General features: G+C 50.8%; 31 protein-coding genes. 15 read left to right on the top strand and 16 right to left on the bottom strand.

The window, feature by feature from the left end; translation table 11 throughout:
- Positions 1–2 precede the first annotated feature (2 nt).
- Positions 3–212 carry a hypothetical protein gene (locus tag AEST_RS04575; RefSeq protein ID WP_008607391.1) on the top strand — a complete coding sequence of 70 codons (210 nt, stop codon included), beginning with the start codon at positions 3–5 and terminating at the stop codon, positions 210–212.
- A gap of 124 nt (positions 213–336) precedes the next feature.
- Positions 337–1,095 (top strand): sulfate transporter CysZ, encoded by a 759-nt coding sequence (gene cysZ / locus AEST_RS04570; protein ID WP_008607390.1) that lies wholly within the window; start codon positions 337–339, stop codon positions 1,093–1,095.
- Positions 1,096–1,129: 34 nt separating this feature from the next.
- Here the strand turns inward: cysZ and AEST_RS04565 are convergent, their stop codons facing one another.
- The 3 genes from AEST_RS04565 to AEST_RS04555 are packed head-to-tail and all read right to left on the bottom strand — an operon-like array spanning position 1,130 to position 2,679.
- Positions 1,130–1,570: a flavodoxin domain-containing protein gene (locus AEST_RS04565; protein WP_008607389.1), complete on the bottom strand. Its 441-nt coding sequence runs from the start codon at positions 1,568–1,570 to the stop codon at positions 1,130–1,132.
- Positions 1,571–1,576: 6 nt separating this feature from the next.
- Positions 1,577–2,377, bottom strand: a complete 801-nt coding sequence (truC, locus tag AEST_RS04560; protein WP_008607387.1) for a tRNA pseudouridine(65) synthase TruC — start codon at positions 2,375–2,377, stop codon at positions 1,577–1,579.
- The gene (locus AEST_RS04555; RefSeq protein WP_008607385.1) at positions 2,359–2,679 is read right to left on the bottom strand and encodes a YqcC family protein; all 321 of its coding nucleotides are present in this window, start codon (positions 2,677–2,679) and stop codon (positions 2,359–2,361) included. Before AEST_RS04555 ends, truC begins: the two co-directional genes overlap by 19 nt.
- A gap of 131 nt (positions 2,680–2,810) precedes the next feature.
- Here AEST_RS04555 and AEST_RS04550 point away from each other — a divergent pair, with 131 nt between their 5' ends.
- Positions 2,811–3,113, top strand: a complete 303-nt coding sequence (locus tag AEST_RS04550) for a DUF3301 domain-containing protein (protein WP_008607383.1) — start codon at positions 2,811–2,813, stop codon at positions 3,111–3,113.
- A gap of 14 nt (positions 3,114–3,127) precedes the next feature.
- On the opposite strand, the gene AEST_RS04545 is transcribed toward AEST_RS04550, so the two are convergent.
- Positions 3,128–3,472, bottom strand: a complete 345-nt coding sequence (locus tag AEST_RS04545; protein ID WP_008607381.1) for an Mpo1-like protein — start codon at positions 3,470–3,472, stop codon at positions 3,128–3,130.
- A 10-nt stretch (positions 3,473–3,482) separates the two neighbouring features.
- Positions 3,483–4,127 carry a GNAT family N-acetyltransferase gene (locus tag AEST_RS04540; RefSeq protein ID WP_008607379.1) on the bottom strand — a complete coding sequence of 215 codons (645 nt, stop codon included), beginning with the start codon at positions 4,125–4,127 and terminating at the stop codon, positions 3,483–3,485.
- Between the two features lie 124 nt (positions 4,128–4,251).
- Here AEST_RS04540 and AEST_RS04535 point away from each other — a divergent pair, with 124 nt between their 5' ends.
- Complete coding sequence (locus tag AEST_RS04535) at positions 4,252–4,479, top strand: DUF2789 domain-containing protein (protein WP_008607378.1); 228 nt, start codon at positions 4,252–4,254, stop codon at positions 4,477–4,479.
- 41 nt (positions 4,480–4,520) lie between these two features.
- Here the strand turns inward: AEST_RS04535 and AEST_RS04530 are convergent, their stop codons facing one another.
- A complete protein-coding gene (locus AEST_RS04530; RefSeq protein WP_008607377.1) occupies positions 4,521–4,895 on the bottom strand; it encodes a DUF3192 domain-containing protein in 375 nt (124 codons plus the stop codon).
- A 176-nt stretch (positions 4,896–5,071) separates the two neighbouring features.
- Between AEST_RS04530 and AEST_RS04525 the strand changes: the two genes are divergently transcribed.
- Together AEST_RS04525 and AEST_RS04520 are read left to right on the top strand one after the other, a co-directional pair.
- Positions 5,072–5,368: a hypothetical protein gene (locus tag AEST_RS04525; protein ID WP_008607376.1), complete on the top strand. Its 297-nt coding sequence runs from the start codon at positions 5,072–5,074 to the stop codon at positions 5,366–5,368.
- On the top strand, positions 5,355–6,137 hold the full coding sequence (locus AEST_RS04520) for a DUF2310 family Zn-ribbon-containing protein (protein ID WP_008607375.1): 783 nt from the start codon (positions 5,355–5,357) through the stop codon (positions 6,135–6,137). Before AEST_RS04525 ends, AEST_RS04520 begins: the two co-directional genes overlap by 14 nt.
- Here AEST_RS04520 and syd read toward each other — a convergent pair.
- Positions 6,116–6,673, bottom strand: coding sequence for a SecY-interacting protein (syd, locus tag AEST_RS04515; RefSeq protein ID WP_008607374.1), 558 nt, complete (start codon positions 6,671–6,673; stop codon positions 6,116–6,118). The two genes, AEST_RS04520 and syd, sit on opposite strands and share 22 nt — an antisense overlap.
- Positions 6,674–6,761: 88 nt before the next feature.
- On the opposite strand from syd, the gene queF reads away from it, so the two are divergent.
- The 8 genes from queF (at position 6,762) to AEST_RS04475 (ending at position 15,270) form a co-directional block, all read left to right on the top strand.
- Positions 6,762–7,601, top strand: a complete 840-nt coding sequence (gene queF / locus AEST_RS04510) for an NADPH-dependent 7-cyano-7-deazaguanine reductase QueF (RefSeq protein ID WP_008607373.1) — start codon at positions 6,762–6,764, stop codon at positions 7,599–7,601.
- Positions 7,602–8,044: 443 nt separating this feature from the next.
- A complete protein-coding gene (locus AEST_RS04505) occupies positions 8,045–9,592 on the top strand; it encodes a GGDEF domain-containing protein (protein WP_008607372.1) in 1,548 nt (515 codons plus the stop codon).
- A gap of 27 nt (positions 9,593–9,619) precedes the next feature.
- Positions 9,620–10,978 carry a nucleotide 5'-monophosphate nucleosidase PpnN gene (gene ppnN / locus AEST_RS04500; protein ID WP_008607370.1) on the top strand — a complete coding sequence of 453 codons (1,359 nt, stop codon included), beginning with the start codon at positions 9,620–9,622 and terminating at the stop codon, positions 10,976–10,978.
- Between the two features lie 3 nt (positions 10,979–10,981).
- Positions 10,982–11,794: a flap endonuclease Xni gene (gene xni, locus AEST_RS04495; RefSeq protein ID WP_008607368.1), complete on the top strand. Its 813-nt coding sequence runs from the start codon at positions 10,982–10,984 to the stop codon at positions 11,792–11,794.
- Complete coding sequence (locus tag AEST_RS04490; RefSeq protein ID WP_008607367.1) at positions 11,791–12,195, top strand: DUF3192 domain-containing protein; 405 nt, start codon at positions 11,791–11,793, stop codon at positions 12,193–12,195. The genes xni and AEST_RS04490 overlap by 4 nt, the downstream gene beginning before the upstream one ends.
- Positions 12,176–13,810, top strand: a complete 1,635-nt coding sequence (locus AEST_RS04485; protein ID WP_008607366.1) for a hypothetical protein — start codon at positions 12,176–12,178, stop codon at positions 13,808–13,810. The genes AEST_RS04490 and AEST_RS04485 overlap by 20 nt, the downstream gene beginning before the upstream one ends.
- Before the next feature lie 158 nt (positions 13,811–13,968).
- Positions 13,969–14,976, top strand: coding sequence for an isocitrate dehydrogenase (locus tag AEST_RS04480; protein ID WP_008607364.1), 1,008 nt, complete (start codon positions 13,969–13,971; stop codon positions 14,974–14,976).
- A gap of 69 nt (positions 14,977–15,045) precedes the next feature.
- On the top strand, positions 15,046–15,270 hold the full coding sequence (locus AEST_RS04475) for a VF530 family protein (RefSeq protein WP_008607363.1): 225 nt from the start codon (positions 15,046–15,048) through the stop codon (positions 15,268–15,270).
- A gap of 61 nt (positions 15,271–15,331) precedes the next feature.
- Here AEST_RS04475 and AEST_RS04470 read toward each other — a convergent pair whose 3' ends face one another.
- The 9 genes from AEST_RS04470 to AEST_RS04430 form a co-directional block, all read right to left on the bottom strand.
- Positions 15,332–15,547 (bottom strand): hypothetical protein, encoded by a 216-nt coding sequence (locus AEST_RS04470; RefSeq protein WP_008607362.1) that lies wholly within the window; start codon positions 15,545–15,547, stop codon positions 15,332–15,334.
- 38 nt (positions 15,548–15,585) lie between these two features.
- Complete coding sequence (locus AEST_RS04465; protein ID WP_008607361.1) at positions 15,586–16,710, bottom strand: serine hydrolase domain-containing protein; 1,125 nt, start codon at positions 16,708–16,710, stop codon at positions 15,586–15,588.
- A gap of 30 nt (positions 16,711–16,740) precedes the next feature.
- Positions 16,741–17,673 carry a class A beta-lactamase gene (gene bla / locus AEST_RS04460; protein ID WP_008607360.1) on the bottom strand — a complete coding sequence of 311 codons (933 nt, stop codon included), beginning with the start codon at positions 17,671–17,673 and terminating at the stop codon, positions 16,741–16,743.
- A gap of 121 nt (positions 17,674–17,794) precedes the next feature.
- On the bottom strand, positions 17,795–18,142 hold the full coding sequence (locus AEST_RS04455; RefSeq protein ID WP_008607359.1) for a hypothetical protein: 348 nt from the start codon (positions 18,140–18,142) through the stop codon (positions 17,795–17,797).
- Positions 18,143–18,192: 50 nt separating this feature from the next.
- Complete coding sequence (locus AEST_RS04450; protein ID WP_008607358.1) at positions 18,193–18,621, bottom strand: VOC family protein; 429 nt, start codon at positions 18,619–18,621, stop codon at positions 18,193–18,195.
- Between the two features lie 116 nt (positions 18,622–18,737).
- Positions 18,738–19,193: a hypothetical protein gene (locus tag AEST_RS04445; protein WP_008607357.1), complete on the bottom strand. Its 456-nt coding sequence runs from the start codon at positions 19,191–19,193 to the stop codon at positions 18,738–18,740.
- Positions 19,194–19,617: 424 nt separating this feature from the next.
- The gene (locus tag AEST_RS04440; RefSeq protein WP_039925106.1) at positions 19,618–20,037 is read right to left on the bottom strand and encodes a lysozyme inhibitor LprI family protein; all 420 of its coding nucleotides are present in this window, start codon (positions 20,035–20,037) and stop codon (positions 19,618–19,620) included.
- Between the two features lie 85 nt (positions 20,038–20,122).
- Positions 20,123–20,587: a hypothetical protein gene (locus AEST_RS04435; protein WP_039925086.1), complete on the bottom strand. Its 465-nt coding sequence runs from the start codon at positions 20,585–20,587 to the stop codon at positions 20,123–20,125.
- 322 nt (positions 20,588–20,909) lie between these two features.
- The gene (locus AEST_RS04430; RefSeq protein ID WP_008607353.1) at positions 20,910–21,266 is read right to left on the bottom strand and encodes a hypothetical protein; all 357 of its coding nucleotides are present in this window, start codon (positions 21,264–21,266) and stop codon (positions 20,910–20,912) included.
- Between the two features lie 434 nt (positions 21,267–21,700).
- On the opposite strand from AEST_RS04430, the gene istA reads away from it, so the two are divergent.
- The gene (istA, locus tag AEST_RS04425) at positions 21,701–23,221 is read left to right on the top strand and encodes an IS21 family transposase (protein WP_193759641.1); all 1,521 of its coding nucleotides are present in this window, start codon (positions 21,701–21,703) and stop codon (positions 23,219–23,221) included.
- The last annotated feature ends 157 nt before the right edge of the window (positions 23,222–23,378 follow it).

Below are 23,378 nucleotides of genomic sequence, written 5' to 3'. Positions count from 1 at the left end.
AAATGGCAAATTGGTTAGCAGTACTTTGCCCGGCGCTGTGGTTTACACTGCAGCTGCTGTTATTACTGGCAGCGCTGATTTGCGCTGTGTTAATCGTTTTTCCGTCGAGCAGCGAGGATCCTGAAAAGCGCTTTGAGCAGCGGCTGGAATATGTGATCTTTACCATCGGTATGACGGTGCTGTGGTTATTAGTGACCTTTGCCCCGCGCTAGCAGTATCAACAGGAGCCTGATTCGGGCTCCTGCCTTTCCCCTGACATAGCTTGTTACGCTTTCCTGCTCGGCGCTGACCGAACTGCAGGCTATACTCCGATTTCAACATCAGGGGAGGCTGTGTATGGGCTTTTTTTTAAAAGGCTTACTGCTATTAAAGCAAAAAGGCTTAAAGCGTTTTGTGCTGATCCCACTGTTAATTAATATCGTGCTGTTTAGCATCGCCTTTTATTGGCTGTGGCAATTACTGCGGCAACTGATTACAGCGGTGCAAAGTGCGCTGCCGGCCTGGCTACACTGGCTGGAGTATTTGCTGATCCCGCTGGGTATCATGTCACTGCTACTGAGTTTTGCCTATAGCTTTACCATGCTAGCCAATTTTATCGCCGCGCCCTTTAATGGCCTGCTGAGTGAAAAAACCGAAGCCCTGCTTACCGGCAAACCACTGCACAACAACTGGCAACAATTTCTGCAGCAGGCGGGCCGCACACTGGGCCGGGAATGGCAAAAGCTCTGTTATGTGCTGCCTCGGTTGGTGGTCCTGTTTATCCTGTGCTGGTTTATTCCGGTGGTTGGTACCCTAGTGTGGTTTTTCTGCAGTGCCTGGTTTTATAGCCTGCAGTATCTGGATTATCCCTACGATAACCATCAGGTGGCCTTTATTGAACTGCGTAAAAATATGCGTCAGCAACCCCTACTGAGCCTGTCTTTTGGCAGCGCGGTTGCGCTCTGTAGTATGGTGCCCGTGCTGAATTTGCTGGTGATGCCGGCTGCGGTCTGTGGCGCCACCGCGCTCTGGTGTGAGCGCTTAAGCGAGCTACACGACCCGGCCTTACAGGCACCGGGCGCGCGCAGCTATCGTAAGCTGGACAAGTACTGCTAAAAAATACGTCTAAATAGTACTGCTATAAATACTGTTAGAAATTAGCGGCTAACCAGGGTAAGGCGACATCTTCCGCCTGCAGGGTTTCGCCGGCGTCGATTTCCAGCATCTCGGCTTTCGGGCTGCCTTGCAGTTCGGTCAACAGCTCAAACCACTGGCGGCCAGCAGCACAGAAGGTATCACCATAGCTGCTGTCACCCAGACCAATTACCGCAAACTGCTTGCCGGTTAATAATGGAAAACGATCGCGGCAGTCGGCATAAAATGGAAACAGATTATCCGGAATATCGCCCTGCCCGGTGGTCGAAGTAATCACTAACCAGCAATCGGCCGCAAAGGTCTGCACGGCATCCAGCTCTGCGGGCTGAAACCACCTGGCCTGATAGCCTTTTTTTGACAATAATTCCACGGCCTGCTCGGCCACATACTCGGCGCCACCGTACACACTACCGACCATAATGGCGATTTTTTGCATGCTACCCTACTCCAAAAATTGCTGAAAAACCTGTTGATAATACGCGATGTTATCCGGCCAGCCAAATTGCCGGCACAAGGCAGCCAGCTCCGCCAGACCAGCCTGTAACTGCAGCGTTACGCCGCTGACCGGATGCGGCAGCTGCAACATAACAGCGCAAAGCAGTAAGCGGTCACTATCAAATTGCTGGCGGAAAAACGCGTTGTGTTTGCCATCGCCATGGCTGGTATCGCCGACAATCGGATGGCGCAAATGCGCCAGATGACGGCGCAGCTGATGCTTACGGCCGGTTAACGGCTGCAGCGCCACTAAACTATAGCGGCTGGTAGGATAACGACTCACCGCAAACGGCAGCTCAACCTGCTGCAGCGGTAAATAGCGGGTTAATGCAATTTGCGCCGCTTTATCACTGCGGGCCTTTTTATCAGCAATCGCATCCAGCTGCTCCTTTAACGGATAATCCAGGGTACCGGCCGTTTTCACCACACCCCGAACTATTGCCAGATAGCCTTTGCGCCATTGACCGGCTTCAATTTGCTGGCTGAGTAGCCGCGCGACCTCCGGTGATAACGCAAACACCAGTACGCCGGAGGTTGGTCGATCCAGCCGGTGCACCGGATACACATGACACCCCAGCTGATCGCGCAGGCTTTGCAGCACAAAACGGGTTTCATGTTTATCTAAAAAAGAGCGGTGTACCAGCATGCCACTGGGCTTATCCACCGCCACCAGGTACTGATCCTGATACAGAATGGTCAGTAGCGGTTCGGTAGCGGCTGGCACCGGACTCAGGCTTGATTCAGACACTGATCAATCTCCCCGATTACGCTGAGTAAAACGCCCAGCTGCTGAGCACGCTCTGCATAAACAAGTTCTGCCAGCGGCAGGATCGCGACCTTAGTGGGTAGTGGCAGCTTGCCATCTAACAACGCATTAAGCCTTGGGATCAGGATAAACTGTAACCACTGCTCTAAAGGCAGTGTATCGCAGCAAAAAGGGGCGGTACTGGTAAGCGCGTCTGGCGCCGGCGGCTGGGCCGACCATAGCGCTGCGGCTCTGAGTTCAGTTTCCAGTTGCTGTAACAATAGCGGGAGTTGTTGCCGGGACATAGCATCCTTTTGCGGTCAGACTGCGGCTAATCAGGGCTGGCAGTTTAGCAAATAACAGCCCGGGTCGCAGCCAAAGCCTTGTAAAAAGCCAGCACCGCCAGCATTATGCTTTACCCCGGACAGAGGTATTCATGACCAGTATTATACTTTTACTTATTGTTATCACTATCGGTTACGGCTTTTGGTTGCAACGTAAACAGGACGAACGCGCCATCCTGTTAGCGCGCCAATTATGCCGTCAGCATCAATTACAGTATCTGGAATGTGGTCGCAGTTGCTATCGCTTTCGCAAAATCGGCCAACGCCAGCGCTTTGTCACCTGCTATCAGGTCGATTTTAGCGCTGACGGCGAAAGCCGGTATCAGGCTGAATTGGTTTTAAGTGGCTTGCATCTGGCAGCCTTTAACCTGCCGCCCCACCGGATCCCATCCTGATCCGGTGCCACACCCTATGCCTGCGCCAGCGCGGCCTTGAGTTTGCGCTCCAGTTGCCCGGTAAGAAAGTCTTTATACATCACCCAATCGGCGGCCAGACTATAAAACGGATACTTAAAGGTAGCCGGCCTGTTATGTTCAAAGCCAAAATGACCCAGCCAGGCAAAGCCATAGCCGATTAGCGGCAGGCTCCAAAGCCAGAGCCACTGCTGGCTTAATATCACCCATGCCAGCACCAGTAACACCAGGCTACTGCCAATATAGTGCAAGGCCCGGCAGATCGGATTAGCATGCTCCCGCAGATAAAATGGGTAAAAATCCTGAAAACGTTGGAATGGTTGCTCTGACAATTTCTGCATCGCCTCCCGCTTAATGTTGTTGCCGTGACCGGAACATCAGACTGCCCTGCACGGTATTAAAGCTCAGTGTCGTGACGTGTTGATAATGATCATCGGCAAAAAACGCCTGATATTTTTGCAAGGTCACGAAAACCCCGATGCCGGCAGACGATGGATCTTCATCTACCAGACTGTCAACCGCCTCCAGTAAGTAATGCCCCAGACCCGCATGCTGATACTTTGGCACCACGGCAATAAAGGCCAGCATATGATAGCGTTTAGCCGGCATCGCGGCATGAATTTTCTCTTCTTTATTTAGCATCTGGCGGGTAGACAGTAGGCCCGCAGTCAGCAACATCTTCAGACGCCAATGCCAAAGCCGGCTGCTGCCAATACCGGAGTCAGGGCCAACCACACAGGCGACGCCCAGCAGTTGTTCGCCCTGAAACAAACCAATAATCGGCTGCCCGGCCTGCCAAAAGGTGCTGAGCTCTTCCCGGATCGCCGAGCGCAGCCGTGCCTCATATTCCCGCTCTGCCGCGCGAAAGATTTCCATAAAAAGCGGATCATCGTGATAAGACTGGTACAGCACCGAGGCGGCAAGTTTAAGATCTTCACCGCCTAATAGCGCGGCCTTTAATTGACTGGGTTCGATATGACTGACCTGGGCTAACATCGCTCACCTGTTATTGTTGTTTTTTTATTCACAATAGCAGTCGCCTCTGAGCTTGCCAAGCACGATTTCATTAGCACAAACTCAGCTATACTTTTTAAAGCGAAAGCCAAAACGGAGGAGCACCATGGATACCAGTAAACACACTCTGAGCACCCTGTTTGCCCAGCTGGGTTTAGAAAACAGCCCGGAACAGATCCAGGCGTTTGTGCGGCGGCATAAACTTAGCGCCGGGATGGAGCTGGCCGATGCGCCGTTCTGGAACCGCGCTCAGGCCAGCTTTTTACGCGAAGCCTGGCGCGCCGATTCCGATTGGTCAGACGTCATCGATGAGCTTAATACCTTACTGCATTAAGCTAAATCCGCCCGGTGAGAAAGCTCGCCCTAATAGACCACTTACAGATATTGATAAGCCTTATCACCCCAACCGCTTAAACGGTTATCTTTAAACACCAAAGGCGTACATTCGTCTTTGGTGGTTTTACCATCGCTATGCCGGTGATGAGTGCGATAAAACAAAACTTGCACCTGCTGGCCATCTTTTTGAAACAGCTCGGTGAAATCCGGCGCCCCCAGCATATTGCGCACCTCTTCACTGCTCACGCCCAAGGCCAGTTGATTAATGGTTTGCAGATTAAATTGCTGGGTTTTACGCCAGCCACTTTCCGATGAGGTTTCGGTTTTATCACCAATGGCAACCACACAGCCAGATAATGCCAGGGTGGCAGCAGTAACGATAAGTAATTTTTGCACGGCGGCAGCAGAAAACATAAAAAACTCCTGAATTATTGTTGTTTTGGCGCTATTAGCACCGACAATGCCAAACTAAGCAAAACTAAGGCCAAAATAAAATAGTGTTACAATACAGAACCTTAACAAAAATCCGCTATTCAGCATCAGGCTAAAGTGCTAAATTAAACGAAATTTTAGCGAAAATGACGAAACGAATGAGCAAAGCGCTGCAACTGGTGCAAGTCACCGCCAGACAACTGCAACAAGAGGGTAAAACCGTCAATCTGGCATTGTTACGCGGCCGCCTGGCAGGACAGTTAGCAGGGCCGGATTTATTCAGCGCCTATCAGCAGTGGCGTAATAATCCCGGCTTGCCGCCGGCAGACGAGGCACAGGGCGGCGAGACAACACCCATCGTAGCAGAAGAGCCGCTAAGCGCCCGCCTGACACGGATAGAGCAAAAACTCGATCGGCTATTACAGCTGCTGGAACGCCCTGATGTATCTGGCTGAGCTGCGCTTTACACTGATTGCCGATACCGAGTTTAGCCTGGCCGAGCAAGCCATTCGCCGCTATCTGGAAGCCTTAATTTTCAATGGTCAGATGCTGGGGCGTGAGTTTCCTACTGCCTTTACCGGCGAAGCATTTTGCAGCCGGCTGGTGTTGCCAACTGCGGATGCGCTAAGCGGTCAGCACGCCAGTACCCGCGTTAAGGCCGCAGAACAGCAATTAGCGGCAGCAGGCCTGGGTTACCCGCAATGCCAACTGCTGGGCCAGGATCTGATGTCGCAGCAAACTGTCACAGAACTACCGGCTGAGCTGGTGCTCTTTACCACCTATGCCGATACCTGCTCGCCACTGCGCTGCGCCGATACGCTGCAACCTGTGCCCTTATTTTGGCTTAAAGCAGCAGCGGCCGATTATGAAGCACTGATCCGCTGGCAGCTGCAGTTTCAGGCGCTGGACGAAATTCAGCTGCAGCAAGATCGGGTGCTGCACAAAACCGCTGAAAACAGTCTGCAGCAATACCAGAGCAAACTTAACCGCCAGGGCCGAAAGTTGGCGGCACAATTGGCCAGACAAAACCAGCGGCCGATTTGGTATGCGCTTTATAGCGGCAGTAGTGCCGATTGCCAGGCTGAAGCCGATAAATGCTGCCCCGGCTGTGGTGGTAACTGGCGTTTAGCCGCGCCGCAAGCCGGAGTCTTCGATTTTCGCTGTGACAACTGTCAGTTGCTGTCGAATATCGCCTGGGAATGTCAGTCAAACAGCGGCGAATAAGCCAGCGGCTTTAGCTCGGCCAGAAAAGCGGCCAAATTGTCGGCCAGCTTCACCTTCACCTCCTGGCCGACACTTTCCTGAAACACTTCGCCACTGCTATTGAGCACCGACAACATAATATTCTCATCATCGGTTACCGCAAAAAACACCGTTGCCTGCTGGCGTAAACGGCGCTTCATCAAAATATGACCGATAATATTTTCCTGTAAGCGGGCGATATCGGCGGCATGCCAGGGCATTAATAATGCCAGCTTGCCTTTGGTATGCTCCGCTGCCAGATTGGCGCCAAACCAGCTACTGTAAAAGGCTTTAATGTCAGGGTGCAGTTCCAGCTCCAGTGCCAGCTCGACATTACTAAAATCTGCGGCCGGTTGCTGCGGTACCGGTTGCCAGCTTACCTGCTCGTCATTTAGCTGCGACACTTCACAGGGCGACACCTGAGCCGGATCGCGCCAAGTTTGCATGCTAATACCCTGAGCACTGTGCCAGGCCAGACTTTGTTCGATAAATTTTGCGTAAGCTTGTTCGACAGACACCTCTACTCCCGGGGTTGGTTATGCTAAAATCAGCCCATTGTAGCGAAAAACGCCTGATAGCGAAAAACCTAGCGAAAAAGAATCCGAAATGACCAAAAGCCACACCGATGTTCTGGCCGAGCTCAGTCTTGGCAAAATCACTGAGTATGTTGATCAGTACGATGCTGCGCTGTTACAGGCTGTTCCCCGCAGCCTTGGCCGCGAGGCTATCGGTCTTAGTCAGCAACTGCCCTTTGTCGGGCAGGATATCTGGCATGGTTATGAACTGTCGTGGCTTAATAGCAAGGGTAAACCGCAGGTGGCGCTGGCTACCTTTGTGGTGCCGTTCGACTCACCAAATCTGATTGAATCCAAGTCATTTAAGCTGTACCTGAACAGCTTTAATCAAAGCCGCTTTACCGACGTCGGTCAGGTTTATCAGACGATGCAAGGCGATCTGTCGGCCTGTGCCGGTAAAACGGTCAAGGTTAGCTTGCATAATGTCAGTGAGATCATGACGTTCCAGCCCACCTGGATCCCGGGTGTCTGTCTGGATGAGCTGGACATCAGCGTCGAGCAGTATCAATATCAGCCGGCGTTGCTGGCACTGGATCCCGCCCGTGGTCAGGTGGAAGAAAAGCTGCACTCGCATCTACTAAAATCGAACTGTTTGATCACCTCTCAGCCAGACTGGGCCAGCGTCTTTATTCATTACCGCGGCACCGCCTTGTCGCACGAAGCGCTGCTGAAGTATCTGATTAGCTTTCGCAGCCATAACGAATTTCATGAACAATGTGTCGAGCGCATTTACAACGATATCTGGCAGCTGGCGAAACCTGACTTTCTGGCGGTATATGCCCGCTATACCCGCCGTGGTGGCCTGGATATCAACCCGCTACGCAGCAGTGAGCCTTACAGTCCGCCGAATATCCGCTTAAGCCGGCAATAAATTGTAACCCAAGCTGTCGCAACACAACAAAAAGCACCTTTTTCAGGTGCTTTTTTGCTTTCTTTAACCATAAAACCGCAAAATGCCCGCCAAAAACTGAAAGCCAAAAGGTAAACTTTCATAACCACTTTCATTTTTGCACTTTTTTTGCTCTAATAGCAGCGCCTGTCCCAACAGGCGCTGACTAACAGGGAAGCCGAAATATGTTACATCTTACCTCTACCGAAGAAAGCAGCTGGCTGCCGTACTATCTGACAAAATAAGTCAGAATCGTAGCAAGCTCAGCTCAAAAACAGCGCCATTGGCGCTGTTTTTCATGTTGAGCGAAGATTTGTTAATTCTTTATAAAAAAGGTCCAGCTTTTATCGGCGAACACTATTACATTCACGCTAAGGCAAGATATACTGGAAATATCAGGGACTTTCTGAATACTTCGAGTGCAGATGAATAATCAACAGCCGGATCTGAAACTGCAACTACAGGACGCCATTGGCGCACGCAAAGCACTGGAGCAAACTTACGAGCGGCAATTTCAACTTTTAGCGCAATTTGTGCAACGTTTATCTTATCTGTGCAAAGGTATCGACCTTGATCTTGACAACCGCTTAGCCAAATTACGTGCTGAGCTCGCCCGAAGTGTTGATCTGGAAAAACTACTGCCTTTTATCGAAGAAACCAGTCAGCAGATTAAACTGTTAGAACAGCGCCAGCAGCAGGAAATCCGTCAAGTGCAGTCAGAACTGACCGAAGCGGGCCGGCTGTTGCAAAAACAACGCGGCCTACCGGATCAGTTGCGCCGCGATCTGCGCCAATTACTAACCAAGGTTGAACAGCCAGCGGCCACTTTACAGGCTTTCTTGCCCCATCTCAGTAATCTGACGCAACTATACCAACTGGCTTTAAAAGCAAAACAACAGCTTGAACAACCTGATGCCGATGAAGATCGTTACTCACATATTTGCCGCCAGATCACGTTAGAACTAACCAACCTGCTCAGTGAACTGTCGTTTGCCGGTAAAGGTGCCATTGAAGTTGAACAAATCAAAGGCAGTTTACTGGGTAATCTCAGCGTTGAAGCCCTGTTAGATGCTTGCTTGCGCACCATAGGTATTATCGTACGTGGCATTAATGAAGAACGGCTGTCGGCTGAAGGCTTCCTGTTGCGCTTAAACGATGCCTTAACCGGGGTGCAACAAGCGGTAGAGGCAACCTTGCTCGGCTCCGATAAACTGGCCGAGAAATTACTCAACCTAAACCAGAAAATTGATGCACAAATTGATCATTTGGGTAAACAAAGTCAGCAGGCAGAAAACCTGGAGCAACTGAAAAAACTGGTGATCCAGCGGATGAATGAACTGACGCTATCGCTGCAGGAAAAACAGTTGCTTGAAGAGCAGCAACGGCAGCAAATTCAGCTGACACTGGCCACCATGGAAACTAAGGTGCGGGAACTGGAACTGGAAGCCAGTAGCTTCCGCGAACGGCTGGCCGAGCAAACCTTCCGTAGTTTGCGCGATAGCCTGACCGAGATCCCAAACCGGGCCGCTTATGACGAACGTTTACAATTGGAATTCAAACGCTGGCAGCGTTTTGGCTCACCGCTATGTATTGTGCTGGCCGATGTCGATCACTTTAAAAATATTAACGACAACTATGGGCACAGTGCTGGCGATAAAACGCTGAAAATTATTGCCAAGACCTTACAACAATCGATCCGGCAGACCGATTTTATCGCCCGCTACGGTGGCGAAGAGTTTGTGATCCTGCTACCGGATTCCAAACTACAAGACTTGCTGGAACCGCTAAACGCACTGCGGGAAAAAATCAAACAGATCCCGTTTAAATTTAAAAACAAACGGGTGCCAATCACCATTTCCTTTGGCGTAACTGAACTTAAAACTGGTGATACGCTGCAACTCGCTTTCGAGCGGGCAGACGAGGCACTCTATCAAGCGAAAAAAGCTGGCCGCGATCGGGTTGCCACCCGCTAGAGACCGCTTTTTCGGAGGAGACTCATTATGCAAGTACATCTGAACCCCTTAGGGGCTATGGACCTATTATCACAGTTAGAAGTTGAACGCCTGCAACAAAATACCGAGCAGGAAACCTTTCAGCTATTTAGAAATTGTGCGCTGGCAGTACTGAACGTCGGCAGCGAAACCGACAGCTCTGCCGAGATCTACGACCAATACCGTGATTTTACCATTAACTTACTCAGCCGCGAGCGCGGCATTAAGATTGAGCTGAACAATCCGCCGGCCAGCGCCTTTGTTGATGGCCAGATTATCAAAGGCATTCACGAGCATCTGTTCGCAGTTTTGCGTGATATTCTGTTCTACCACACCCGCCATATTGCAGATACTAACCCACTGGATCTGACCAATGCTGTTCACTTAACGCATTCGGTATTTGATATTCTGCGTAACGCCAGGGCCATCGATGCCACCAGCGAGCCGAATATGATCGTGTGTTGGGGTGGCCACTCGATTAAAGAAGTGGAGTACGATTACACCAAAGAGGTGGGCTATCAACTGGGTTTACGTGGTCTGAATATTTGCACCGGTTGCGGCCCAGGCGCCATGAAAGGTCCGATGAAAGGCGCCACCATTGGCCATAGCAAACAACGGATCCGTAACGGTCGTTATCTGGGCCTTACTGAGCCAAGTATTATTGCTGCCGAACCGCCGAACCCCATTGTTAACGAGTTGGTGATCCTACCGGATATTGAAAAACGGTTGGAAGCCTTTGTCCGGGTGGCGCATGGCATCATTATTTTCCCGGGTGGCGTCGGCACGGCTGAAGAACTGTTATACCTGCTGGGCATTATGCTGGATGAGCGCAATCAGGCACAGCAGTTACCGGTGATCCTGACCGGCCCGGCCAGCAGCGCGGCCTACTTTACCGAAATCGCCCACTTTGTCGAGCAAACCCTGGGTAAGGCCGCTTTAGATCTGTTCGAAATCATTATCGACGACCCGGCAGCCGTAGCGAAGCGGCTAAAAACCGGCTGTCAGGAGGTGCGAACCTATCGCAAGGCGGTCGGGGATGCTTACCACTTTAACTGGACCTTGCAAATCCAGCCGGAATTTCAGCTACCCTTTATCCCGAATCATCAGAATATGGCCGCACTGGACTTGCATCTGGATCAGGATAAAGCCAAGCTGGCAGCCAATTTACGCCGCGCCTTCTCTGGCATAGTGGCAGGTAACGTTAAAGATGAGGGCATTCGTGCAATCCGCCAACATGGCCCCTTTATCCTCAGAGGTGAACCGCGGTTAATGCAAATGATGGATAATCTGTTACAGGCCTTTGTTGAACAGGGGCGGATGAAACTGCCTGGCAGCAAATATGAGCCATGCTACCGGATTGAGCGCTAACACATGGCCAGGGTTGTGCTGATCGATGCCTTAAATCTGATCCGGCGCTTATATGCGGTGCAGGAGCGCCCGTATTTGCCGCTGGCAGAGGATGTCGCCGACACAACCCGGGCGCAGATCCAAAGCAATACCCGCCAGATGCTGAAGCAGGCGATTGCCCGGTTACGCCAGGAACTGCAACCCAGTCATGGCCTGATGGTATTTGACGGTGGCGGCAGCCAGTGGCGGCAACAGCTTTGTCCTTGCTATAAAGCGAACCGCAAACCGATGCCGGCACTGCTGGCCGAAGTGTTGCCTGAGTTACAACAAGACACCGAGCAGCTGGGGCTGCGCTGCTTTAAGCAAAATGAATATGAAGCCGATGATGTGATTGCCACTATCGCCTGTAAAGTGCGCTTACATCAGCATGAAGCCATTATCGTTTCAACCGATAAAGGCTACTTGCCCCTGCTAAATCAGGGCGTACAGATTTACGATGCCTTTGGCCGCAACTTTGCCAGCGTTGCCAGCGTAAAAGAGAAATTTGGCGTGGCCCCGGAGCAATTAGTCAGCTGGTGGAGCCTGGTGGGCGATAGCACCAATAATATTCCCGGCGTGGCTGGCATCGGGCCGAAAAGCGCAGAAGAACTGATGCAGTTGGGCAACAGCCTAAATCAGGCATTGCAGCATCCGGATTGCCCGAAAAAACTGAAACAGAAAATTATTGATCATAAACAGGATATTCTGCTCTATACCCAGGTGCTGGCGTTACAAACCAATCTGGAACTGGGAATTAATCTGCAGGATATCCGCTTGTCGGTACAGGAACCGGGATGAAACTGAAGTTGTTAATGCTGTTAATTGGCGGAGCGCTGCTATATGTGCTGGCGACATACAGCGTATTGCGCTTTTATCCTGATGATCCGGCGCAAATGAACTGGATGGACCGTGAAGCCTTTAATGCCCGCTTTATTGGCCGCCTGCAACCTGATGCCAACATGCGGCAGGAGCTGCTGATTAGTCGTCTGGGTAGCCCGGATATCACAGAAGCCTTTCGCAGCGAGCAACAAATCTATCAGTTACTCTATTATCGCACGCACCGCAAAGCAGCTGATGGCATTACCACCGCAGATGAATGCACTGCCCTGTTGTTTGTTGACCGACAGCTGGTTGCGGTGGGCGAAGCAGCCGTAATCCAGTATCAGGCAGCAAAAGCCGATGTCAGCGGTCGCAGTTAACTGGCTTAACGCCTATCAGCAACTCAGTACCCTCAGTGAGCGGCTGCGCCAACCTGCCGACAACGACCTGCATCAATGCCTGCGCCAGGCGGCAGAGATCAATAAGACACTTTGTGACCTGCTCAGCGTACAACCGGCTGCCGCCATCGCCCAACTTTCTTTTATTCCGGCAGAGACATCGCTGCCGGCCGCACAAGCCGTCAAAAGCTGGGTGTTGCTGGCGTTATGGGCCCGACTGAAGCAATGGCCGGCACAGCGTCGTGATACCCTCTGTACTGCTGGCTTACTGGCGGCCTGTTATACCGGCAATGCTAAGGCGCCAGCCGCCTTGTTATTGGCCAATAAACTGAAAAAACAACAGGTCGGTGGCATTACCACCAGTATTCTGGCTGGCAGCTACACAGAGCTACAGCATCGTCGTCCCTGGCAGGTGCATCATGACAGTCCGTTATTAACTCTGGCATTACAGCTGGCACAGGCGGTACAACCGGCGGCGTCTTCGGCTCAGGCACTGTCTACTGTGATTAGCTCTCTGATCCTCGAGCCGCCGTCAGAGCAGGTGCTGCAGGAGCTAAATCAACTGGCCAGACTGGCACCTGCACTGTATTTATGTGGCCGGCTGGCCCGGGATCAAGTTGGCCGTTACTGGCTGATTTGCCAGGTCGAGTACAGCGACTTTCTGACCGTGCAGTATTGGCCGGAGCAACAACGCTGTGCCACTGAGCTGCACAAAATGCCGCGCGAAGAGCTGGAGTTATTACCCCCTGCGGTATTGTTGCCTCAGCATTGGCTGGACTGGCTCCAAATGCCGGCACTGGCAGAAGCCGTGATCCCAACCCCGAAGCAGTTACTGGAACATTCGGTATTACAGCGGCTGCATACGCAGGATCTGGATGCCCAGGTGCAGTTGCTGCAAAAGCAACCTCTGCTGGCACAGTATTTACTTGAGAACGCCAGCCACAGTAACCGCCGGCAAACACTGGTACACCGGCTGCGCCATGCCTTAGCGATCTTTGGTCAACAGCAGCTACCGCTGGCCGTAGCCCGCGCCGAACTGTTGCAATACCTGCAGCTACAAGCCAGCAGTCAGCAGCTGTTTCTGCGTGATTTACAGCAATTGCTATTCGAGGCACTGTTGCTATTGGGGCGCTATTTACCGCAGCCACTGACGTCACAACAAGCCGGCGTACTGGCAGCCTGTTTAAGCGCGCCGCTGTGGCACCATCCAACATTAAATGCAGTGCCGTTAAGCCGCTGTACGGACCAAGGCTGGCTGCTGCCTGAGCTGGCGCAGCAGTATTTATTGGAGCCACAACGCAGCCAACGGCTAAGTGCTGCTCTGCTGCATCATTATCAGCTCCCCTTCTGGGCCGAAGCGGCCTTATGCCAGTACCTGCCACTGGATAACGCCAGGCAGCAGGCCCGTGGTCAACATGGCTTTTTCCTGCGCTGTTGCTGGCAACTTTGCTTTAGTCTGTTGCGTTATCCCGACGCCCAGCCGGCAACAGCACAGTTGTTACAACAACTGCAGCAGTTATTTGCACTGCCAGAATCGTCCATCGCCTTCTGGCAGCAAGAATTATTGGCGGCGGCCAATCCGCACTGCTCACTCTGACCCACTACTATTCATCATATTTATATTGCTTATTCGCAAACCGACGCAAGTCTGGTTGGCATAATCTGGCTGCAAACTGGCATTTTTGCTATAATCCTGCCGTTCAGCGCCAGCCAGCCTGGCCATAAATTAAAAAAATGTTGCAGCTAAGGATCCCCATGAGTAAGCAAACGATTACCGTCATCAAAGGTGATGGCATTGGCCCAAGTATTGTAGAAGCCGCCATTCAGGTATTAGAGAAGGCCGGTTGTGATTTTAACTACGAGTATGTCGATGCCGGTTTAACCGCACTGGAAAAAACCGGTGAGTTATTACCACAGGCGACACTGGATGCGATTGCCCGCAATAAAATTACCTTAAAAGGCCCGTTAACTACGCCGGTAGGCGAAGGTTTTACCTCAATTAACGTTACGCTGCGCAAAAAATTCAACCTTTACGCCAACGTACGTCCGGTAATTTCTTTTAAAGGCACCAAGGCGCGTTACGAGAATATCGACATTATCACCATCCGGGAAAATACCGAGGGGATGTACTCAGGGCACGGTCAGACCCTGTCGGAAGACGGTCAAACGGCGATGGCGTCCAGCATTGTTACCAAAGAAGGTGCACGCCGCATTGCCGAATTTGCCTTTGAAACAGCCCGCCGTGAAAAGCGCAAAAAGGTTACCATAGTACATAAGGCGAATATCCTGAAATCAACCTCAGGTTTATTCCTGAAAACGGCGCGCGAAGTGGCACAGCAGTATCCGGATATCGAAGCCCAGGAAATGATCGTTGATAATACCTGTATGCAGCTGGTGATGAACCCACAGCAGTTTGATGTTATCGTGACAACCAACCTGTTCGGCGATATTTTATCCGATCTTTGTGCTGGCTTAGTCGGTGGCCTAGGTATGGCACCGGGCGCCAATATCGGCAAAGATTGCGCGATTTTTGAAGCCGTGCACGGCAGTGCGCCGGATATTGCCGGTAAGAACCTGGCCAACCCCAGCTCAGTGATCCTGGCGTCAATCCAGATGCTGGAATATCTGGAAATGAAAGATAAGGCTGAGAAAATCCTGACCGCACTGCGGGATGTGATTGCCTCCGGCGACCGTACTACCCGCGATCTGGGCGGCAGCTTCGGTACCACCGACTTTACCCAAGCGGTACTAGAGCGGCTGTAACAGCACTTTGGTAATACCACCTGAACTGTTAAGATAGCCACCTTGAGTGGCTATTTTTTTGGAACGAACATGACCCAGGCCAATAATCCGCTACACGGCGTAACACTGGAACAGATTGTGACGGCACTGGCCGCGCACTATGGTTGGGATGGCCTAGCCCGACAGATTGATCTAAATTGCTTTAAAAAAGATCCCTCGGTAAAAAGCAGCCTGAAATTTCTGCGTAAAACCCCCTGGGCGCGGGAAAAAGTCGAAGCCCTGTTTATTGCCACTAAGCTGCAACCTAAGTCTTAGCCCTAAGTTTTGTCGCCGGTACTTTGCGATAGCGGTAATCATAGTCAAAAACTTAGCCTGGCTATTTCGCAAATAGATCCGTTAAAACATTTTTGACAAAATAGGATACGGCGGCAACTACAGTAATAGGTGCCAGCAAAGGAATAACATGAAGTGCCATCTGCTCATAGAAACCAATCAGCAACATAAAGATAAGTGGCGCCATTGCTATCAGTAGCGTCATGCCGTAATGTTTTTTAACGCTAGTCGCTATTTCTGCCTCGGTTATTCTATCCATTAAAGCTGTGCTCCTGTTAAAGCGTAAAACTTGTCGACTTAAATATCAGTGAAAGGTGCAGCCTGACTCAGCAGAATAGGTAACATATGCTCTCTGCTTAGCCGATGATGGGTAGCATTAGCATATTTATTGTTATGCGCATTAAGTAGCAACACCAGCAGTAAATCCCGTTCGGGTACAAACTGGATCAGGGCAGTGTAGCCATAATCAGTGCTGCCGCCCATCTGGATAATCACTTCGTCGCCGCTGCTTGTCTGCGCCAGGCTACCGAGCAGCCAGCGTTCATTTGCCGGGCTAAATACCAAATTAGGTGCCCCGGCAACAAAGAGACTGCCTTGTTTAAGGGCCATCGACCAGCGCTGCAAATCATCGATGGAGCTAACCATCCCCCCTGCCCCCACCAGTGCCCAGGTAAGACCTTTTTCATAGGTGGTGCTACCCTGCGCATCACCACCGTAACCGCGGGCAAGGTTAGCCTGCGCCAGCCGGCGATCCTGATAAAAACCGGTGTTATCTAACTGGAGTGGTGTTAGCAGCTGCTGCTGAATATAGGTTTGAAACGGCTGCCCGCTTACTGTTTCAACAATAGCCGCTAACAAGGTATAGCCAGCGTTAGAGTAAGCAACTTTTTCACCCGGCCCGGCAAGCAGCGGCAATGCTAAGATACGGGCTTCGGCTTGCGCCTTATCCATTACCTCAAAGTCAGAGTCATTATGGAAGTTATCTAAACCGCTACTATGCCCCAGCAATTGTTGGATGGTAATGGGCTTTAAGGCCTCAGGCGCCGTGGGGTAATAGTGTGCGAGGGTATCAGACAAGCTAAGCTGCCCGCTCTGCGCCAGCTGCAACACCGCCGCCGCGGTAAAGGTTTTTGCGATAGAACCCATATCGGAGATCACGGCCGACTGATTTGCGATAACTCCGCCCCGATCAGCGCAGCCATAAGCAGTTTTAAAAACCACCTGTTCGCCTTGCGCAACCAATATCAGGCCATCGAAAGTACCGGCCAGATGCTCACGCTGCAATTCAGCAGCCAGCGCCGTGATCACAGGATCGCCGGCCTGAATAATAGGAGTAACAGTGCGGCACTCAGGAATGCTGCTACAGCCCGCCTGCATACTGACAATAAGCAGCAAGCCGCCCCACCCTACAAAGTACCGCATACACACTCCTGTTTAGTCTGGTATCGCGAGCTAGGCCAAAGCCCACTCGGCGGCGATCCGGCCCACTTCAGCCAGAACAGCCTGGTGTCGATCTTCAATTTGCCCGGTATATTCGCCACTATCAAAATACGCCGCGATAATAATTGGGCTGCGACCCGGCGGAAAGGTAATGGCGATATCATTATATTTATTGGTCGTGCCCTCGGTCCGCCCGGTTCCGGTTTTATTACCGCTACGCCAGGTGGTAGGAAGCCCGGCACGCAGCCGTTTCGAGCCAGTATTGGTGCTTTCCATCCATTGCAGCAGGCGCTGCCGCGAGTCTGGTTGCAGTAGTTCACCGCTGGTTATCCGTTGCACCAGCTGCGCCATCGCCCGCGGCGTGGTGGTATCACGCAGATCTGCCGACAGTACTAAGCCAAGATCAGGTTCATAGCGATCAAGCCGGGTGATATTGTCGCCCATTTCGCGAAACTTAGCGGTAACCGCAGCAGGGCCACCTAGGCGTTTCACCAGCAGATTGGCGGCAACGCCATCGCTGAACTGCTGGGCCGCCTGCAGCAGCGCTATGATAGTCATACCACCTTTGGCCAGATGCTCTCGCGTTACCGGAGCCCAGGGTAACAGGTCAGCTTCAGAGTATGGCAACATTTCGTCCAGATCTAGCCTGCCCTGATCCGCCTCGCGCAAATAGGCCGCGGCGAGTGCCAGCTTAAAGGTTGAGCACATAGCAAAGTATTCATCCATGCGATTACCGCTAACTTCGCCGGTTGCGGTATCAAGCAAGCACACACCCAGCCGGGCGTGGCCTACTTCAAGCGCCTGTAACCTTTGGGCAGCATCAAAACGGCGGGAAGGCAGGCCGGTGGCGGAGACATTGGCGGCAGTCGTAGCCGCCATTGCCGGGATAGCCAGCAAGGTTGTTGTGGCGGCGCAGCTAAGTAAGAAATCTCGTCTGGTGAGCATCTGGTTTCTTCTCTAGCGGGTTATGAAGTGATATTGGCTGCAGCAATCATGCTGAAACCATGCCAGGCATGACCGCAAAAACGTTAACGCGATATTTTGGTTTTGGGAACACCAAAACCAATTATTGTGGTCGTTGATACCCACCTACGAACAAAAATGCATTACTAATCTCGATGAAATGTTGCGTGGTGACAAGCCCTGCTTCCAAATCTTGCTTCAGAAACTCAGTTGCATTTTCACTAAATATTTTAATGTTGTCAGCACCACCAGCTTTGTACTGCCTGACGAAATCAATGCAGGCATCAGATTTTGTCGTTTGTTGCTCAAGACAGCGTGTTGCCACTGTTGCTAAAGCCTCGATATCGTGTCGGAGTACATCCCAGTCAACGGCATTTTTCGTTTTATGAGAACAGGCAGTCAATGCAGCGATTAAAAAGACAGCCAGGGATAATTTAAAACTTTTTTTCAACTTTCCTCCAGGAATAAACTACGCGCTGTTGTGACAATAACAGCCGATGGTTAGGCATCTTGCTCCGGCAGGAGCTGAGGATTCCAAACAACCTCCCACAAATGGCCATCAAGATCCTGAAAATAGCCAGCGTAACCGCCCCAAAACGTTACCGCTGCAGCTTTAACAATGTTGGCGCCTGCATGTTCAGCTTGCACCATGACAGCATCAACCTCGGCTTTAGACATCACATTGTGCCCGATAGAAAATGCTGTTGCACTCTGACGTTGCAGTGGTAATCCCGAGTCATGCGCAAGGCTCTGTCTCGGCCAAAGTGCCAGTTTAAGACCAGCACTGAGATCGAAAAACGCAACAGCCCCATACTCGAATTCCTTTCCAACAATGCCTGCTGTCGGCAACCCGAGACCGTCGCGGTAAAACCTGACCGCGTTCTCCAGGTTATCTACGCCGAGTGTAATAACAGAAATCCGGGGCTTCAAAGTTATAGTCTCCATGCTGCATAATGTAAGGCCAGGGCAACGGAGTACAGACTGAATTTTTCGTGGTCATCACCACAAAAAAACCGACAGAACAGCGCCCGTGCATAAGCCGGTTATTAAGCCTTGAAGGCGATAGAAAGCAGCTCATTGAGCACCTTAAGCAAGTTTTTTAGCCATTTCGGTAACCACTTGCCGAGCAGGTCTTCCAAACTGTCTTTTCCCGTTTTTGCATCTTCTGCAGCGTCCAGGTTTGCTTCGTCGGTAAGGAGGAACGTGTGGTCACTCGGAAGATTGGCGTTAATATAGCGCAGCTCATATCCGAGTGCAGCTACTGAAACAGGGTCAAGCCTTGACGCCGCATAGGACACAGCTGTCTGTGCCTGCACAGACACTAAGTTTGCAATGGTTAAGTCGGCTGAAATTTGCAAATCGTCGGTGCCGGATTTATTACGCTGCTGAAGGCTATGTATTGCATAATTAAGTAATCTACCGGCCCCTTCTATCAGCCGCAAGTATTCAGCAGTAATATCGATATTTGGTGGAGCCGTTGTTGTTTGCGCAGTTGTGGCCACGTTGTGGTCCCCCTTCCAATCAACACATTAGTTTCAATAACTATAGATATTTTTACAGTTTTACTCTAATGCCTGGTCAGCGACACCCAATTTGCGTAATGCCATACCCCAGATTGAAATAAAGCGTCCAAATACAATAAAGCCAGGATGGGCAAGTGCGGCTACAACACCACATATTGCCGCTGCCACCCCGTATTTATTAGCAGCAGAATGCCTCTTTAACCGGAATGTCTAATCGTAAATTAAACGCTTCTCTGGATTAGGATAGCGTCATGCTCCAACACCACTTGCGCTCCAACCATGACATAATTAGCTCCTGCTATTTTATAAAGTAACGGATACTAATATTGTAGCGCTGGATAAAGGCGATATCGTCTGTTCTGAGATAAAACCATTAAAATCCATTTAAATCCCTTTTTAAATTTTAAAGTGATGTGTCGGGCTCCGGTAAGATGGCTGGCGTGCCATCCATAAAACTTAAAAAGCTTTTCCAGATGTCATGGCTTCTTTGCTTAGTTAACTGGGTTTTGCAAGAAAGTGCCATCACACCGCGAATTGAACCGTCGCGCCATTGCATGTAGACCGAATTGCAATGAGATAACCGATAAGCCTGCCAGTCCGTTTGAGCAACGTTGATTGCATTAACTAACTCAAGATCATCTGCGTTATGTGCTAAGCTGGCGGCAAGGTATCTGGCCAACTCTGCTTCTGCCGAGTCTAAAGCCATGCTCGCACACCGATTCATCTCAAGCGTACTCATCGCATTCTGACAATCAAGAGGCGGGTTCTCTGCCATGGCTGAACATGAAAAGCCAAAGAGGACCAGCAACAGCCAGGTTTTCATAAGTTTCTCCAGATGCAAAAGTTCCCGCATCAAAGGTTTGCCACTAACCATCTGAGTTGCTCCCAGCAGCGAGTAATACGCCTTATCAAACGCCTTCCTTAACCGCCTCGATTTGCGAAATATCTGCTACCCGGATATGAGTCTGAAAGTAATATTTACCTGACGGTTGGCGCTGAGCATTGATAAAGTCAATTCTAACGCGTTGTGCATCCCCTTTTACCCGTATTGTTTTACCGATAAAAAACTCTTCCGGCGTCACACCGTACTGTCCTTTTAATAACGGGATGATATTGGGGTGCAAAGCGACCGTGACGTTACGTTGGTCACGATAGTCGAGTTCTGTATTCAGATATACTACAGGGCCTTGTTTGCCGCCGGCTTTAATATTTAATACATATTCGCCCGTCACTCCCGCTGGCGCAGAGGCCGCTGCATTTCTGATAATCTCCATGGTATCTGATGCTGTAACAGCGTGCCCAGTTGCAGGTTGGTTAGTAGTGACACTGCAGCCAGTCAGCATGAAAACACCAGCTAAAACTACCCATTTCATTTTTACTTCCTTATAAAAGTTTAGTGTTTAAATTAGGCGCAGGAAATTTGTCTGGATTTCGCAGCATCTTCTATGTAAGCACCTAAAAATATAAATACTTTAATATTCGGCTGCCGGCAAAACTCAATACCCCCCGAGAAACCCCGCCCAAGTAATTAAATGCCGAAAACACCTATCGTAAGCTTTCTGCCAACGATGCAAGCGTTCCAGACCTGGCAAGCAAACCTGTTCACCGCTTGCGGTTGCAGCTTGTGCTATTTGCTAATGATAAACTTTAATTGTTAACAATAGCTGCGAAGGCCACTGCAACACGCGCGCCTTCTTAGTTGTTTTTATACCTGATTGTTATTACATCTTTTAATACTATGATTTTTACGTACAGCGTTTCGGCTACTCTGAAGTTTGCACACGTTCTCTCAAGTTCGCTAAAACTGAAAACTTTAAACATATTGCAGTATACGACCTCAGGAAAGGTAAGTTTATCGTTAATAACTTGCATTTTATCAGTTAAAGTTTTTAACTCAACACAATGCTGACTTTTTGCCGCGGGCTCTAAGGAACAAATAACGTCGTCAGGCTTTGTAATGCCTGTAAAACTATTCCTAAGTGACACGGCTTCGATAAAAGTTATCACCGCATAAAAGCCAATCATAAAGACAATACCGGATAAAATTTTCATAACTGTCTGCATAACTAAGGTCATCATAAAAGCGTTATTGCAAAGCCCTATTCCTGTTATGGATTGGCGTAGCTAACTAAGCTCACTGGCATCAAGCCGGGCTGCGGGTTGGCGTAGTAGCCAGCGCTTTCGCTGGCCGTAAAATTTGATTACTGCTTGCTGCTAAAAGCAAAAATGATTGCTGATGAACTGAACGATAAAATCACAACCTTTGAAATTATGACGAATAACTGACTCAAACCCACGAAGCCAGCAAGCATTGAGAGCATCACAACCAGAAGTATTATTATAACGAAGGCCAATAATTCAAATGCTTTAAAGTGACTAATTCTGGCAAAGTGTTCGGCGACAATTAGGATGACCGGTTGACGACAATTATCTTGGCCGGTTGGGTGTCACAATAGGTACCTTGTTTTCTGTTCGGAGTTCAAGGTGTGCCTGGACAACATATCACCCAACGACAAGAGGAGCTGTATATGCAGCATCGCCAAAATGGTATGACTCAAGAAATCGCTGCCGCGAAGTCTGCCATTTCCACCCGAACTGCCCGACGTATTGAGCAGTCCAACACCTTACCCCGCGCTAAAGCTGATAGAGATTGGCGCACCCGCGAAGATCCACTGGAAGCTGTATGGGAAACCGAATTGGTTGTGCTGTTAAACGCCAAGCCCGAGCTCACGCCCATTACTTTGCTGGAGCATTTGCAGGCGCACTACCCAGACCAATATGACCAGCGAGTTCTGCGCACCCTGCAGCGGCGGGTTAAGCAGTGGAAAGCGCTACATGGCCCGGAGAAAGACGTCATCTTCCGCCAGCAAGCCCAAGCCGGTTTACAGGGCTTCTCCGATTTCACTCATCCTGATAGCCCGGTCACCATTAAGCAGCAGCCCTTTGCCCATTTACTGTATCAGTTCCGCCTCGCTTATAGCGGCTGGCGTTCAGTGACGGTGGTTCAGGGGGGTGAGAGTTATTCTGCCTTGTCTACCGGCTTACAGCGTGCGCTGACGCAGGCCGGTGGCTGTCCGGTAGAGCACCGCACCGATAGCCTCAGTGCCGCCAGAAACAACACACAAAACGTTTGGACAGATGCCTATCAGGACTTGTGCGAGCATTACAACATGACGCCGACAAGGAATAATTTAGGGCAATCGCATGAGAATGGCGTGGTGGAATGCGCTAATGGCTCATTTAAGCGCCGCCTGGCGCAGCACCTGCTGCTTCGTGGCCACAGTGACTTTGACAGTATCGAAGCCTATCAGGCCTTTATTGACCAAATCGTCGGCAAGCTGAACCAGCGCTCACGCAGCCGCTTTTTAGAAGAGCAGCAAGCCCTGCAGGCCTTACCGGAGTATGGTGCTGTTGATTACACCTTACTGAGCATTAAAGTCACCCGTAGTGCCACCATCGAAGTGCGTCGTGTGGTGTACAGCGTGCCATCCCGGCTGATTGGTGAGCGCCTGCAGGTACGACTGTATCATGACAAACTGGTGCTCTATGTGGGCCAGCAGGTGGCATTGACCTTGCCAAGAATTTACCCGGCACCCGGCCAAAGCCGCGCGAGGTGTATTAACTACCGGCATATTATCGGCTCACTGGCGGCTAAACCGCAGGCGTTTCGTTTCTCGCAGCTGCGGGATAACATCTTACCTGACGACAATTACCGTGAGCTGTGGCAGTTAGTGGATGATGCCTTACCAGCACAGGAGGCCTGTAAATGGATCGTCACGGTGCTACGGTTGGCCTGTGAATATGATAGCGAACACGCACTGGGTGAAACTCTGCTGCAACAGGCCAGAGTGGGGCAATTTGAGTGTACCCAGACTATCCAGGCGCGCTTCTTTACACCGCAACGTGCGCCAGAGCTGAAGAGTCAGCAGCACAGCCTGCAAAGTTATGATGCGCTGCTGTCTTCATTAAAGGCCCAGGCGAAACACGATGTGGAGGTGCCATTTTGACCTCCTCCGTTGCATTACTGCTCAAAGAATTACGGCTGCCGGCGTTCGTCAGACACTATGAAAAACTCTGGCAAACCGCGGTAGAAAAAGGCTGGTCGCACAGTGACTATCTGGCGGCCTTATGCGAATACGAGCTCGCAGAGCGCTTTACACGGCG

The sequence above is a fragment of the Alishewanella aestuarii B11 genome, assembly GCF_000280055.1.
In the GTDB taxonomy this organism is placed as follows: Bacteria; Pseudomonadota; Gammaproteobacteria; order Enterobacterales; family Alteromonadaceae; genus Alishewanella; species Alishewanella aestuarii.
Note: the sequence above shows the minus strand (reverse complement) of the source record. Positions and strands in the feature narration are given on the sequence as shown.